Source organism: Caldivirga sp. UBA161, from assembly GCF_002506515.1.
Classification (GTDB): Archaea; Thermoproteota; Thermoprotei; order Thermoproteales; family Thermocladiaceae; genus Caldivirga.
Window position 1 is genome coordinate 5783 of record NZ_DAXS01000026.1, and the last position, 14376, is coordinate 20158.

Here is a 14376-nt window from a genome sequence, read left to right on the forward strand (position 1 = left end):
GCCTATTATTAGCGAAAGCCTTAATTCACTGTAAACTGTACTCAATAATGAATGCTTCCTGAGAGAATTGGGAAGCCTTGGAGGAATTTAAGGGCTTATATTGAGGCAAGGAGAATTGAGGCACTGGCAGAGGCTAAACTGGCCATTAGGTTGCTGGCAGAGGGTTATACTAGGAATGCTGCAGGTAAGGCATTTCAAGCCTTTAAATCACTATTAGCTGCCTTAGCTGGTGAAAGGAGAGAGGAGTTGGCTAATGCATTATCTAGAGTGGATAAGTTAATAGCATATATGCCTACATCAGCGATTAGAAGTATTGCTAAGTTACTTGGGTTAGAGGGGGAAGCTATAATCGCCCTTGCTCTTCATCAATACCAGTATAATGGCGTAGACCCTGAGGGAGTCATGAGCGTCTACGCATCTAAGGATGAAGCTATTAAAGACATATGCAGTTTACTTACCAGAATTGCGGAAGCACTTAATGATGAGGAACTTAAGGTTGAGCTCCAGAATACATGCCTGAGACGTTAAGATTATCATATGACCTTATCTATACCTTAACAGGCTCCACCATACCTATGCATTTACCACTACCCAGAAATTATAATGCCAATAACCCAAGCCGTGGGCAATCATGAAGATTAAGCATTATTATTTCCGCGTGTTGGAATATGCCTATGATACTTACCACAAGGTTTCTGCGGCGTCTTAAATTCATTGATTACGTAGGCGTGTTAATTTTCCATAAACATAATTCTTAAATAGTGTTATTAAGCCAGTGGGTTTAATGACTGGGACCAGTATTTGCATCTGGTAACGTGTTTAGGAGCCTAGAGGAGTTAGTAACTGGAGTTTGGCCGACTCCACTCTTAAGGTTAAACCTGTTTAAGCCGAATAATGTTTGGGCTAAATTGGAGTTCATGAATCCCCTAACGCATAGTATTAAGGATAGGACTGCCCTAGGGCTTATTAAGTCGCTTGGTAATGTTAATAAGGGTGTTATTGAGGTTTCCTCAGGTAACTTAGCTGTCGCCCTAGCGTCAATCCTTAGGGCTAGGGGAATTGACTATATTGCCTATGTTCCCTCCGGTTCCCCAAGGTCCTTTAAAGTCATGCTTAGGCTAATGGGTGTTAAGATTGTTGAACGTGAGGGTAATACGTCAACAATACTACCTGAGGTGATTAATGAGGCTAAGAAGCTGGATTTAATTCACCCGAATCAATTCTCGAATCCAGCCAACTACATGATTCACTATAATACCACGGCTAGGGAGATTGATGAACAATGCAGGATAGCGGGCTTTAAACCAAAGTACATTATTGGTGCCGTTGGGACTGCCGGCCACATGACTGGTATATCAATGTACTTTAAGGAAAAGTATGGTAATGATGTTAAGGTAATTGCGGTACAGCCATCAGTTAATTCCACAATACCAGGTATTAAGAGGATTAATGGTAATAATCCCTTCAGTGAGTTACTTAAGGTGGATCAAGTCATTGATGTGTCTAGGGAGCAGGCTTTAATTGGTGTTATGAAGTTGGCTAGGAGTGATGGGTTACTGGTTGGTTTAAGTTCAGGGGCTGTTGCCTACGCTGCAATGGGCCTTAACCTCAATGATGCAGTCTTAATATTCCCTGATGATGCTTGGAAATATATTGATGAATTAGACAGTGAAATAATGCAGGTAGATCAATGAATGTATTGAGTTACATTAACTATTTAAAATAATTTACTAACCCCCAGGCCTTTGAGTAACCCTACTAACCTTATACTCAATACTCTCACTCTTATCCCTCCTATCATCAATCCTAACCACTGAAACAATCCTCTTCACACCCATTTTAACTAGCTCTTCGTGAATATCCTCAAGAAGTGATCCAACATCTCTTAACGATGGTAATTCCACAACGGTTCCCATGGCGCAGACCTGGTACTTATACCCCCTCCTTGCTATCACTGATACTGCTTGTTTTATTAAATCACCAACACTTGTGGAGCCTGTACCTATTGGGTCAACCGCAATCTCAACTATAATAGTCATACCTACTGCATCACCAGCCGCTTTTAAATTAATTACCCATCTTGCTGACTGCCCCTCACCCTTGAGTGAGGATTGCTTCTCATTGTTCAGTCCAGCTCGAGTGGCTACGGTTCCAATACTCTACCCTAAATGGATTAAGCCTCCTGTGAATCCTTTAGTGAATGAGTAGGGTTAAGTTTTAAACCACAGGGTTACGTAAGCCTTAATGCAGATAGTGTGTAAGTACTGTGGAAGGACTATGGATAATGCATTAGCCTACTTCCTTCACTACAGTAGGGAGTGCCAGCAATTACCTAAAACGAGAAGATGCCCAGTCTGTGGGGTTAAGTTTCCAAGCTTTAGGCTATTGAAAATGCACTTAATGAATGAGGCCCTTGTTGATAATAGGCATAGGGGTCTCATCATTGCTAAGTTCTCTTAATGGAATCAGCCTTAATGACTAGCCAGTATGATATGGCTAGTGTTAAAATGGCGGATGATAGTATGATTCCCCTTTGAAGGGTCATGGATTCAATATTAGCGTAATTTATCAGTAGCTCCCTAGCTATAGCTGTTAATACTATTGCCATTACCATATCAACAATTATATGCCCCCTCTCCATGTATATTATGAACATATCAATTAACTCCATTGTTAACACGACTAGGAATAATGCTGATAATACATTAATAATATTAATATCAGTTAAAGAATTTATATTTATACATATTTTCAATATATCAGTAACAGCAATGTATAGTGAAAGTACGCTAGTAACTCCAGTAAGTACTATTACTATTACGTAGAGTGATAGATTCGCCATTCTAAGTATCCTCATTAATGATGACTTTAAATCAATCTTGGCCACTATTATCAACGGGCCTTAAACTGGTTTTTAAATTCCCCGCTTAACTATGATTGCCCTACTGGTGAAACAATTTAAATAGCCAAACGCAGTGAGATTAACATGGTTACTAGGAAACCTGCAGTTGCAGGCATGTTTTATGAAGCGAGTAGGGATGGTTTAATTAACCAGATAAAGTGGTCCATTGAGCATGAACTTGGCCCTAAATCAACAATGAATATTAAGGAGAATAAGCAGTACGTACTCTCAGTAATAGTGCCGCACGCTGGTTACGTGTACTCAGGTCCTGTGGCTGCTCATGCATATATTGAAGTGGGTAAGTATATTAAACCTAAAGTATTCGTAATAATAGGCCCTAATCACTATGGTGTGGGTTCACCAGCCGCAATAATGACCAGCGGCACCTGGGAGACGCCGTTAGGGCAAGTGGATATTGACGAGGAGGTGGCTAGGCAGATAAAGGCTAAGGTGAGGGATTTAGCTGAGGATCAAGTGGCCTTTGAGCGTGAGCACTCTATTGAGGTTCAAATACCCTTCATACAGTACCTTTTCCCCGGCTCTAAGATAGTACCCATAGTTTTATGGAATCAGACCATTGACTTATCTAGGAGGCTTGGTTCAGCAATAAGTGATGTTATTGATGGGAGGGCAGGCGAGGTTGTGGTGGTGGCTTCCAGCGACTTAAATCATTATGAGCCTCATGAGGTCACTACGGATAAGGATATGAGGGTTATTGAACGTATAATAAACATGGATGAGGAGGGGTTCTACACTGTAATGGATAAGTATGATGTTTCAGTATGCGGCTTTGGTGCAATAATGACAGCCATAGTTTACTCAAGGAAGCAGGGTGCTACAGGCGTGAAGTTACTTAAACACGCCACGTCTGGAGACACAAGTGGGTATCTTCTTGAAACAGTGGGTTATGCATCAATAGCCTTTTACAAGTGATTATGCTGCCTAGATGCTAAGAACCATGATAATGCCGCTGAGCTTAGGGCAAGAGCCACCAGTAGTAGAATATCCATGATTAGTAAATTATTATTAAGCCTATTAAATTCACTGTAAATAAGCGTCATGTTCGATGATAACTCATTGGATAATTTACCGATACTATTATTAACAAATTGATTAACAGCGTTAAGCCTGTTGTTAAGTGCCAATAGGCCATTCTCAATATTCACGGTTACTGTTACTGATCTTAATAATCCATCAGCCTGAGTGGCTGTGATAGTTAATTCATATGTGCCATCAGGGTAATTACCAGTATTTAACATGTAAGTGAATGTACCATTACCACTATAGCTGGCTAATTCATTACCATTAAGGTAAAGCACCACATTAGATACGTCATTACCCATTACCGTGAAGTTAACCATAACTAAACCCGTTAAATTGGCGTTACTACTGGGGTAATTAATCACAATAACCGGTGGTGGTGGGTGGATGTACTTTACCACTGAGTTCTCATTAATATATCTTGAAAACACTAGTGATAATTCATTCACCTTGCTTGTGAATAGCTCAATGGTACTATTGATGGCATTAATGCTATTAATATTAGATAGCATTACCACTGCGTTTGAGTTAAGTATAGTTATATTGCTGGCATTGCAATTAATTAGCGTTACATTACCTATTAATGTATCATTAATTAAAATATCATTAACATATACACCGTTTATTAATGTATCATTAACTAACGCTAAGTGATAGGCCCTCATATTGTTTATTAATTGCCCACTTATTAATGTATATGGCAATACGTAGAAGGTTGATTGAGTTAATAGGTTACTTGGTGTTGGGAATCCATCAGCTGAGATTCCAGTGACTAATATGCCGTATGGTGATGAGAAATACATGTTGCCTTCAAGGTAGGTTAAACTGCCTAAGGAGAATTGGGATGGTAAAGTCACATTACCAACCCATAGGTTAAGCTTAGGATTATACCAAAGTGGTGCCTCGAATAATTGGCTTAGGGTTGGGTAAATGCTTGATAATGATATAGGGTACACGACGGCTGAGTACATGCCATACTTAACCTCAGTACCATTAGGGTACGTTATGTTGGCATAGATAGTAACCACTTGGCCCTCTGCTGCGTATAGTGATGAAACCCTTATCAATGGTTTCGAGTAACCATTGGAGACGTATATTTGAGCGAAGTAAGAGCCTGTGATTGTGGAGTTAAGCGTATATGAATCATATGATGAATTTAAGGCAATAAGGTAAAAGCCAGGCGTAACATTTTGAGGCACCTTTAAGACCCCATAGTAGGCTCCTACTGATGGATTAAAGTATACGTTCGCCCTACTAATAACTTTACCATTGGACCCCATTAGGAAGGCGGTAATGTTGGAGCCGTAAAGAACATTATAGAACACATATGTACCAGTCCCAACTGATTCCTGACCTAGGTTAAGTGGTGGAATTGGGTAACCCATTATTACCACACTACCCCCTGCTGCAGTTGAACCAGGTTGGGCAACAACTGGTGGGAGGACATACATACTTTGCATCATTATACCGTTGATGAAGGCTACGAAACCAAAGGCATTAGTTAACCTAATGAGTAAATTACCCATAGGCGCATCACTAGGTAGCTTACCTATGAATAAGTACGATGAACTGAAGCCTTGGCTCATAACCTGCGGCCTTAAGGTAACATTACCTACTGGTACATATGAATTATTAACGTAATTGTAGTAATATATGAGGGCAGTTAGGTTAGTTATGTTGATTGGGAATGAGCCGTAAGTATCCGTTAAATTAACAGCAATCCAGATGCCCAACTTAGAGTACAGCGGCATGAAGGTGAGTGGTTCAAGGAATTGCGCATAATAACCTGAATACACCGTAGTGAATCCGTATCCAGTCAGGTTATGGTAATTGCCGTAAACCATTACCATTAATATGCCTGAGGCATTACTTGGAAGAGTTACTGTAGCTGACCAGCCCAGGAATTGGGTGAACCTTAATGGGATAACAGTGACATTACCCCAGGAATCCTCAATTACGGCTGAAAAGTTTCCTGAAGTAACTATTTGAGTTGAGTTAACCATTATTGAGGCGCTAATTATAATCTTCTCCCCTGGGTAATACTGCCTCTGCTGGTAACCGGAGTAGTTGAATACGTTAACAGTTATTGATAACCCACTCCCGCTTTGATTACTTAAGGCTGAGAAAGCTTCAGCAAAGTAACCTGCATTAATTGTTCCAAGCCCAGTCACCATATTATAACCATAATGAGCTGCCCACGGTATATTGTAGCCGAATGTAATAGGAACTATTGCCTTACCGTACTCATTAATGTTATTGGCAATACTGTATAATACTGGGTTAATTAAGCCGAGGCTTGAGTGAACGTAATCCATTATTAATGTTAATAATCCAGCAAGTAGAGGTGCTGCAGCACTTGTACCACCCGTTATGAGTAGTGTATTACTTGGCCCAATAATCAGTAGGCCTGGGTAGGGGCTTGCATCCATTGCAATGTCAGGAACCATCCTCCCAAATGGGTATGACTCCGGTGTTGCAATACCTAATTGATACCATGGCTTAGGCTCAATAATACTAACACCACCTGTTGATCCACCTAGGTTCTCGTCAAGTGGTATGAAGCCGTAGCTGGACCAGGCTGTCTGGTAGTAGGAGCCGTTAGGTAATTGAACGTAGGTTGCTGTACCACCAACAGCGGTTACGTATGGTGATGTTGATGGGTAAATAACAGCACCCACAGGTCCATTACTATAACCAGCCCCACCCCCATCGCCACTTGCTGCAGTGAAGGTTATGCCCTCAACACTACCCAGTGCGTAGTATTCATCAGTTAGGAAGACGTTGAAGTAGAAGACTGGGCCATTAACCATTGAGAGTATTGACTCTGGGAAACCGAAACTTTGGGAAACCACATTCACGTTATCCTGGTCAACAATATACGCTATTACGGCGGCTAGGGGTAGTGCTGGGTTAGCCACGTAAAGCGTTATATTAGCCTTAGGCGCAATGGCGTGTGCAGCCTCAACATCGAGGCTTATCTCATAAGCCCAACCATTATAAACACCCAAGTTGGGATTATAGGGGCCTATGGGTATTATATTGAAGCCAGGTGGATTAGGTAAACCAGTCGCATTATCAAACTGCATTAGTTGGCTAACGATATAGGGATCACCGAAGAAGTCAATAATACCTATTGTGTAGTTTTGACCGTAATAACCCATTCTATATAATGCAGTTGCATTATAGGCTCCCTGAAGCACCGTAGGCCAATAGGCCTCAATTGGGTAAGTTAAGTTAACGCTACCATTAGCATAATCCCTTATAAGATTGTTTAACTCACCGCCAGTTATTAAAAAGGGGGGATGTTCAAGTAGAAGCATTGTTATGTTTGATGAATAAATCATTACATTACTTAACTTAGGCTCCCCATAGGACTCATAGAAGCTTACTGAACCATTACTGTAAACAGCATACCTTAAGCCTAAGTACCTCTCAACAGAGCTAACGTTACCCTCAGCAACAATTATGGAGTCAGCTGCAGTAAATAATATTCTGAAGCCGTGGTCCTTAAGGAAAGCTGTAACGTTATTATACTCATTAATTGGGTAGAAGAGTGAAGCGACTTGCGCCTTACTTAGAAAGTGATGATACATTGGTGAGCCTGGATTTGATATTAATTCAACATAATGGTAAAGCAGGTTTACATTCCTAAGTGGAACATATATTGTTACTATGACGTTAGTATTATTACTAAGTGAACCAGTGTAAGTGTAGCCGCTTAATGATGGATTATTTAACTGCATGTTGATGGATGAACCATGGGCAATCAGTGAAATACCAATGTAGGTTAAAATAAAAACTAAGGCTAAGTACGTTACCTTAAACCCACTTACACGAATCATAGGCATAGTATATACTTAACTGCTTAATAAACGTGTCTTCCCCGGCATATTTACGGTAAATCATCTTAAGGCATGCAGATTATGTTTAAGGAATTAATACCAGTTCATAGTGCTTCACCATTAAGCAACTGCTCTTAACCGCAGGTAATGGGTGGGAAGTTTAATAAATTCCCTAACTTAAGGTTTGCCTGTGTTTAATTTTAAGCAAATAAGGCTTGGTCTGGAGGAATGGAAGAGGCTTGAGAATGAGCTTAAGAGAATTGGGGAATCCGAGAAGCTTGAATTAGTGTTAAATATGGTTATGGTGCCGACCACTGAGGAGGATAGTGGAAATGAGGAGGGGGAAGAAGCTGAGGAGCATCAACATACGGCTCCACCTGAGTTCACTGAGGATTTAAGCAAGCTTGTTGATGAAATAAAGAGTGAATATAATGCTAATGCTGATTACCACTCCCATGGTGATCATGGGGAACTCATGATTGCATTAAACGCAGATGGCGGCAGCATACCAAGCATTGTGAGGGGTATAATTGAGGAGGCTAGGAACTGCGAATCATGTATGATTCACAGTATTGATGGGGAGGTTCATCTAGGTGATGATGTTTCAGCTATAATGTTCGGTGACTCCTATAAGTTAACAGTAATATTACCTGGCCAGGATGGGAGGAGGCTAGTGATAATGGAGTTAAACACTTGATTGCATTAACTTTCTGCGGTAAAGTAAAGTAATGGCGTACAGTATTATCATTATTATAAATACCGCAACCATTACCCATGATAGTGCCGTTATGATTGAGGGCTTGTTTCCAATAACTATGGCTATTGGTATTGGGAAGACTAATACAGCCCCACCCCAAGTTACTCCAGTGGGCTGAGTGGTTAATGCCAGCAGGATTATTGCAATTAATGGAATTAATACAGCAATGATTACTAGTAGTAACCCAACTTGGTGTAGCCTCATGTTAAACACCAATGAGTGGTACGATTACCAGTAGGATGAATATTATTACGGCTACTATGGTTAATGCAATAGCCCACTTAATGATTGATGAATCATTACCGAAAATTATGGGTATTGGCCCTATAATAACAACACCCCCATACTTCCCCTTACCTTCATCCTCCCCCTTATCACTCCTTGCTGAGTCCAATATCATAAGTACTACACCTACTACCGCAAGTATGAATGCCACTAGGATACTTATTATTAATGCATCAGCAGCGTTAATGATCATACAATCCTAAGGCCATTAACCCCTATATAAAGCTTTCCCAAGGTTACACAGTGAAACATTAATTAACCCGGCTTAGGCGCGGTAATTATGTCATCAGACTACACAGTAGTTTACGAAACTGAAGTTGAGGTGCCTGTAAGGTTTAGTAAGGATACTCCCGAGGAGGCTAGGTTAAGGAGGCTAGAGAGGTGGCCTAGGGAAGCTGGTTTAACTCAACCACTTGGTGAGGGGGGTTCATTCACTAATATGGTTAAGGAGTACTCAAGCACCTATGATTTACAGCCTGGTGAGAGGAAGTGGAGTATTGAGAAGAGTGGTGATAAGTTAATTGTTTCAATGAGGTGGGGCCTACTTAAGAATGGAGTAGAGAAGGGCCATGCCGACATTAATGGGGAAATACCCTTAACACCGGCTGAGGAGTCTGGGGCATTAGTTTACACCATTAAATTAAAGTATAGTATATCAGTTAGTAATGATATTTTATCAGAGAAGGCTACAAGCGACTTAAGTGGTTTTGGGGAAATCAACTTCTAACCTGCCTGCAATTAATACTCCATAGGTAAAGATTCATTAAGTCAACCATGAGTTTAGCAACAAGTGATGCAGTTATGTTACTTACATCGTTAGGCGGCGAGTATTCAACAATATCAATAGCCGCTAACCTACTGGCAATTAGGGGCATTACAACTTCAAGAGCCTTATAAATAGTCATGTACCCCACTCCCCCTGCTTCCGGATTACCCACGCCTGGGGCTACTGATGGGTCAAACACATCAATGTCAATTGATAGGTGAATTGGACCATTAGTATCATTAATGATTTTAAGTAGGTCATGTAATTGAGAATACTTTATCATCGATAACTCCACTGAGTCTAGGAGTACACTATTTAACCCCCTAGCGTAATTTAACTCCTCCTCATCAAAGCCCCTAAAGCCTAAATTAACGTAAAGGCTTGGCTTAACCTCATTATTCAGTATTCTCGCGAAGGTTGCATGGCTTAATCCCTGGCCAATGGGCCACTCACTCCTGAGATCTAGGTGTGCGTCAAATTGAATGAAGGCGCCCAATTCATTGAACTTATCCCTTATAGCCCTAGCCACAGCCAACGATATTGTGTGTTCCCCACCTACATTAATTAAAAGCCCCTTACCAAGTAGTTCATTGGCGATGCTCCTTATTCTATTCAGGTTAAAGTTAACGTCACCTTGATGAAGGTTAACGTCACCCAAGTCATTCAATTCACTCAACGGCTCATATCCAAGCCACTCCGTTGGTGAGGCCTCAAGGTAGGGTGTTATTTGCCTCAGGACCATGGGGGCGAACCTTGTCCCAGGTTTGAAGCTTAGTGTATCCTCCATGGGTACGCCAAGTATCATTATTCTACCATTACCTTTACTGACGCCGAACATTGGGTTAACTGGTTCATGAACATGCAGCATTATTGAGGCTGAGGGTTCAGGGTTTATGTAGTTACCGCGGCTTCACCCTGAAGGCTTTATGGTAATTGAGTAATTAGTAGCGTGGGTGAGTGTATTAAAAGGGTTCTTACGCATTACTGCTGTGAGGAATTATAGGAGTTTAGCCGTTATTGAGCCAATCATTAGGATGGATAAGCCACTGCTTATTGTAGCCTTCCCATCAACCTACAATGTAATATTAGCCTTAGCAGTATTCTTAATCAGGTATAACCTTGGTTTAGAAACGCACCTAACCTTTGCAGGCTCAATTAATGAGGATAGGGTTGTTAAGTTAACTCAAAAATATGAATCAACAATATTAATAGGCCTTGAGAATAATGCACAGCAATCACCTCAAGGAAACGTAATAAGCATGAATCATGTTGCAGGATCACAATCAATGCAGTTAATTAACCCAACCCTAATAGGGCCATTAAGTAATTGGCCTCAAGTATCGAGAATACTGTACTTGATATACATGGTTGGTTTAGCAATTGATGAATATGGCCCAGGTACCATGGACTTATTAAACGCCATGATTAGTGACGGCTTAATTAAGGTTAAGAACTCGCCAATACCACTTGACCTAAGTAATGATCCTGCTGATTCCCTTTCATTAAGCCTATGGCCAATAATTCTCGATGAAAAGGATCTTAATTTGAAAAGCCCTGAGGGGTTAATGGAGTCCTTAATTAGCGTTAGCTTAAGAAGAGGATTCATGGGTTCATACATTGATTATCTACTTATGAATGCCCCCTATATTATGAACCTAAATGCAGCATTAGCTTACTTAACAATTGAATCACTCCTATGGAGTACAGTGGCTAGGGATGATGGGTTTCAAGTACCTTTAATAGACTTTAAGCTACTTAATAATATAATATTGGGTAAGTTCAGTGAGACTGCAGATAGGGTTAAGGCCTATGTTAATGAGGTTAAGTCCAGGTTAATGGCAATAATTGGGGAATTAGGTAAAGAGAAGTTAGTTACTTATGATATTAAGCCAAGTAATTTAGCGCTAATGACTAGGCTATGTCAAGTATTAAGCTTCCATAGGTTTAGGAATTCTATTAGATTAACGTTAGCTTACGATTCATTAACACTGGTATGTGTACCTAATCCTAATATTGAAGTATCAATGAGTAATGCGGTATCATTTAATAAAACACTTAAGTTTATGTTAATAACAATTAAGGATTAGGACTAATCATATTAATATTAATTATTACCACGGAAACACTTATAAATGCATATGCATTAGGTTAAGTAATGATTGGGGTTTCGCTACTTAATGCAGCAGTATCGGTACTAATAGTATTTGTAATAGGCCTCATTGCAGGATTCCTTGTGAGGAAACTAATAGTAGCAGCCATAGTGATAGCTGCAGTGGTATTATTCATAATGCTACTTGGTATAGTATCACCAAGCGGTATGTCGGCACTGGTTAAGGTAATAGGATTCTCAATAGGGGCAGCGGCATTCCTCTCAGCCTTATTGCTTAGCCTAGGGCCAATAATGATAATAATATTCCTAGTAGGTTTCATAATTGGTTTCCTAGCCTCTAGGTGATTAGGGTTTAGTTAATGCTATCAGGATTGGAGTTACTCATCACTGCTTCACGTGGGGTGAAGTCTCATCACCACTGTAATTCCAGTTAAGGCTTTAAAACGTTAATTTCAGGATTTATTCACTTAATAAAAAGGTATTTAAATGGTTTAAAATAAAGGTGCAAAACATGGTTAAGGTCCTATTCCTAATAATGAGTGGGGATCAGAAAATGGACTTGGCCTTAAGGATGGCTGCAGCATCAGTGGCTAATAAAAGGTTTGATGATTTAAAGGTAATATTCTTCGGTCCAAGTCAGGAAAGGCTCCTTAACCTTCAGGGGCAGGCTAAGGAGGATTTCGATATGCTGCTTAAGAGTGGTAATGTTGACTCAGCCTGCGTGAACTATGCTAAGGGTAAGGGCATTGATTCAAGCCTATTAAAGCTTAAGCTGGACTTAAAGCCTGCTGGGGATAGGTTAGCCTACTATGTTAATAATGGGTACCAGGTCTTAACGTTCTAGGCATGGATTAAACTATTTAAGCCCACTTTAATTACATAACTTAATGAAGCATCCTAGATTTGAGTATGGCGACCATACGGCGGATATACTTGTCATAGCCTATGGTCAATCATTACCTGAAGCCTTTAAGAACGCTGCCTTAGGGGTCTTGAACATCATGTATGATACATCGAGAGTTAACCCTATTAGTAAGGTTGATGTAGAGGTTAATGGTGATGACTTAGAGCAATTATTATTTAATTGGATAGATGAAGTGATTTACTGGTTTGATGGTAAGAAGATGGCTATTGGCGATATAACTGTTAGTGAACTTAATGAAAATAAGCCTAAAATTAAGGCAACACTACTGGGGGAGCACTATGACTTGGGGAGGCATGGTTTCAGGGGTACTATAGTTAAGGCAATGACATACAATATGATGAGTATAGAGAGGATTAATGGTGAATTTAAGGTGCAGTTCGTGGTGGATATTTAGGAACATGCGCCGCGGCTTAATTAAGTAATGTGGTGAATTGATTCACTTATCATGGCTTCACCAGGACTCACGTGAATTATAAACAAGGAAATCCTTATTAATACTAGGTAAACATAATGAGTTATGCAGAGTAGGTTGGAGGACTCCATTAAGGAGGCTGCTAAGGCAATAGTTAAAATGGCTAGCGTCTCCCCGGCCCTTGACGTTAAGAATGCCATTAAGAATTCACTTAACATTGAGGTTCATGAACCAAGTAAGGTTCAATTAAATGCAATACTGGAGAACATTAACCTAGCTGAGAGGTATAATGCAGCTGTATGCCAAGATACTGGCGTCCCCACGTTCTTCATAAGGCTTGGTGATGGTTTCCCAATTAGAAGTGGATTATTCAAAATACTTACTGAGGCTGTTAGGGAAGTTACCAGGGAGCTACCGCTTAGATCTAATACTGTTGACCCAGTTAGTGAGAAGAATAGCGGTGACAATACTGGCTTAGGCGTGCCGGTTTTCGATGTTGAGCTCTTTGATGGCAATTACCTTGAAATGATATACACACCTAAGGGTGGTGGTACTGAATTACCCAGTAAGGCTTTCGTAATACCACCTGGTAACGCCTGGGAGAAGTTACCAAGGCTTGTCCTTGATGCAGTGGTTGATGCTGGACCCATGCCCTGCCCACCAGTGATAGTTGGGGTTGGGATTGGTCCATCAATGGATGTGGCTGCTAAGTTGGCTAAGAAGGCTGCCATATTAAGGCCAGTTGGCTCGAGGAACAGTAATCCTGAGGTGGCTAAACTGGAGGATGCCCTACTAAGGGCCGTTAATAAGCTGGGTATTGGTGCCCACGGTACAGGGGGTGTCGTTACTGCATTGGATGTTCACATTGAGTATGCGTATAGGCATCCAGCCACCTTTGCTGTTGGTATAGTTTTCTCATGTTGGGCAACCAGGAGGGCTAGGGCTGTGGTTTACCCTGATGGTAAATATGAGGTTAAGCCTCAGTAGTTTACATAAGTATAATAATTATTATTAATGTAAATATTACCATATGCTAATAATAAACTGTTCCACCGGAACTTAAGTAACGGTAAGTGTTATTAAGCTAATTACTGAACCGAAAAATATGGAGATGGAGTATAAGACCTTTAGGAGTGATTTAAAGATGCCTGTAATAGGGCTTGGAACATGGGGAATTGGGGGAGGCTACTGGACTCCGGATTGTTCACGTAAAGCAGAGTGGGTTGCATTACTAAGGCGAGCTATTGAGCTGGGTTACAGGATGTTTGATACTGCTGAAATGTATGGTGGTGGTTGCTCTGAGGAGATTGTTGGTGCTGCTGTTTCTGGTTTTTCT

The 14376-nt window shown here is 40.6% G+C and carries 18 protein-coding genes; 12 read left to right on the forward strand and 6 right to left on the reverse strand.

The annotated features are described in order from the left end of the window. Window positions 1–51 precede the first annotated feature (51 nt). A complete protein-coding gene (locus tag BP896_RS03240; RefSeq protein WP_291765572.1) occupies window positions 52–528 on the forward strand; it encodes a PaREP1 family protein in 477 nt (158 codons plus the stop codon). A gap of 287 nt (window positions 529–815) precedes the next feature. Next, a complete protein-coding gene (locus BP896_RS03245; RefSeq protein ID WP_291765575.1) occupies window positions 816–1694 on the forward strand; it encodes a cysteine synthase family protein in 879 nt (292 codons plus the stop codon). A 36-nt stretch (window positions 1695–1730) separates the two neighbouring features. On the opposite strand, the gene BP896_RS03250 is transcribed toward BP896_RS03245, so the two are convergent. Continuing rightward, window positions 1731–2039, reverse strand: a complete 309-nt coding sequence (locus tag BP896_RS03250) for an MTH1187 family thiamine-binding protein (protein WP_291765577.1) — start codon at window positions 2037–2039, stop codon at window positions 1731–1733. A 205-nt stretch (window positions 2040–2244) separates the two neighbouring features. On the opposite strand from BP896_RS03250, the gene BP896_RS03255 reads away from it, so the two are divergent. After that, entirely contained in the window at window positions 2245–2460 is a 216-nt protein-coding gene (locus tag BP896_RS03255) for a C2H2-type zinc finger protein (protein WP_291765580.1), read from the forward strand. On the opposite strand, the gene BP896_RS03260 is transcribed toward BP896_RS03255, so the two are convergent. Then, window positions 2447–2887: a phosphate-starvation-inducible PsiE family protein gene (locus BP896_RS03260; protein WP_291765582.1), complete on the reverse strand. Its 441-nt coding sequence runs from the start codon at window positions 2885–2887 to the stop codon at window positions 2447–2449. The two genes, BP896_RS03255 and BP896_RS03260, sit on opposite strands and share 14 nt — an antisense overlap. 99 nt (window positions 2888–2986) lie before the next feature. Here BP896_RS03260 and amrB point away from each other — a divergent pair, with 99 nt between their 5' ends. Continuing rightward, window positions 2987–3835 (forward strand): AmmeMemoRadiSam system protein B, encoded by an 849-nt coding sequence (amrB, locus tag BP896_RS03265; RefSeq protein ID WP_291765584.1) that lies wholly within the window; start codon window positions 2987–2989, stop codon window positions 3833–3835. Here the strand turns inward: amrB and BP896_RS03270 are convergent. Beyond that, window positions 3826–7785, reverse strand: a complete 3960-nt coding sequence (locus tag BP896_RS03270) for a protease pro-enzyme activation domain-containing protein (RefSeq protein ID WP_291765587.1) — start codon at window positions 7783–7785, stop codon at window positions 3826–3828. The genes amrB and BP896_RS03270 overlap by 10 nt on opposite strands. Before the next feature lie 190 nt (window positions 7786–7975). Here BP896_RS03270 and BP896_RS03275 point away from each other — a divergent pair, with 190 nt between their 5' ends. Further along, window positions 7976–8482 (forward strand): hypothetical protein, encoded by a 507-nt coding sequence (locus BP896_RS03275; RefSeq protein WP_291765590.1) that lies wholly within the window; start codon window positions 7976–7978, stop codon window positions 8480–8482. Here the strand turns inward: BP896_RS03275 and BP896_RS03280 are convergent. Together BP896_RS03280 and BP896_RS03285 are read right to left on the reverse strand one after the other, a co-directional pair. Then, window positions 8471–8746 (reverse strand): hypothetical protein, encoded by a 276-nt coding sequence (locus BP896_RS03280; RefSeq protein ID WP_291765593.1) that lies wholly within the window; start codon window positions 8744–8746, stop codon window positions 8471–8473. The genes BP896_RS03275 and BP896_RS03280 overlap by 12 nt on opposite strands. 1 nt (window position 8747) lies before the next feature. Further along, complete coding sequence (locus BP896_RS03285; RefSeq protein ID WP_291765595.1) at window positions 8748–9020, reverse strand: TIGR00304 family membrane protein; 273 nt, start codon at window positions 9018–9020, stop codon at window positions 8748–8750. A gap of 87 nt (window positions 9021–9107) precedes the next feature. On the opposite strand from BP896_RS03285, the gene BP896_RS03290 reads away from it, so the two are divergent. After that, window positions 9108–9554, forward strand: coding sequence for a hypothetical protein (locus tag BP896_RS03290; RefSeq protein ID WP_291765596.1), 447 nt, complete (start codon window positions 9108–9110; stop codon window positions 9552–9554). Here BP896_RS03290 and BP896_RS03295 read toward each other — a convergent pair. After that, on the reverse strand, window positions 9544–10461 hold the full coding sequence (locus BP896_RS03295; protein ID WP_291765598.1) for an agmatinase family protein: 918 nt from the start codon (window positions 10459–10461) through the stop codon (window positions 9544–9546). The two genes, BP896_RS03290 and BP896_RS03295, sit on opposite strands and share 11 nt — an antisense overlap. Window positions 10462–10582: 121 nt before the next feature. On the opposite strand from BP896_RS03295, the gene BP896_RS03300 reads away from it, so the two are divergent. The 6 genes from BP896_RS03300 to BP896_RS03325 all read left to right on the forward strand — a co-directional run. Next, complete coding sequence (locus BP896_RS03300; protein WP_291765601.1) at window positions 10583–11680, forward strand: hypothetical protein; 1098 nt, start codon at window positions 10583–10585, stop codon at window positions 11678–11680. 68 nt (window positions 11681–11748) lie between these two features. Then, window positions 11749–12048 carry a hypothetical protein gene (locus BP896_RS03305; protein WP_291765604.1) on the forward strand — a complete coding sequence of 100 codons (300 nt, stop codon included), beginning with the start codon at window positions 11749–11751 and terminating at the stop codon, window positions 12046–12048. Window positions 12049–12214: 166 nt separating this feature from the next. After that, window positions 12215–12547: a DsrE family protein gene (locus tag BP896_RS03310; RefSeq protein WP_291765607.1), complete on the forward strand. Its 333-nt coding sequence runs from the start codon at window positions 12215–12217 to the stop codon at window positions 12545–12547. A gap of 43 nt (window positions 12548–12590) precedes the next feature. Next, window positions 12591–13022 carry an archease gene (locus BP896_RS03315; protein WP_291765611.1) on the forward strand — a complete coding sequence of 144 codons (432 nt, stop codon included), beginning with the start codon at window positions 12591–12593 and terminating at the stop codon, window positions 13020–13022. 123 nt (window positions 13023–13145) lie between these two features. Further along, on the forward strand, window positions 13146–14027 hold the full coding sequence (locus tag BP896_RS03320) for a fumarate hydratase (RefSeq protein WP_291765614.1): 882 nt from the start codon (window positions 13146–13148) through the stop codon (window positions 14025–14027). A gap of 118 nt (window positions 14028–14145) precedes the next feature. Then, a partial coding sequence (locus BP896_RS03325; protein WP_291765617.1) for an aldo/keto reductase occupies window positions 14146–14376 on the forward strand: 231 nt, incomplete at its 3' end.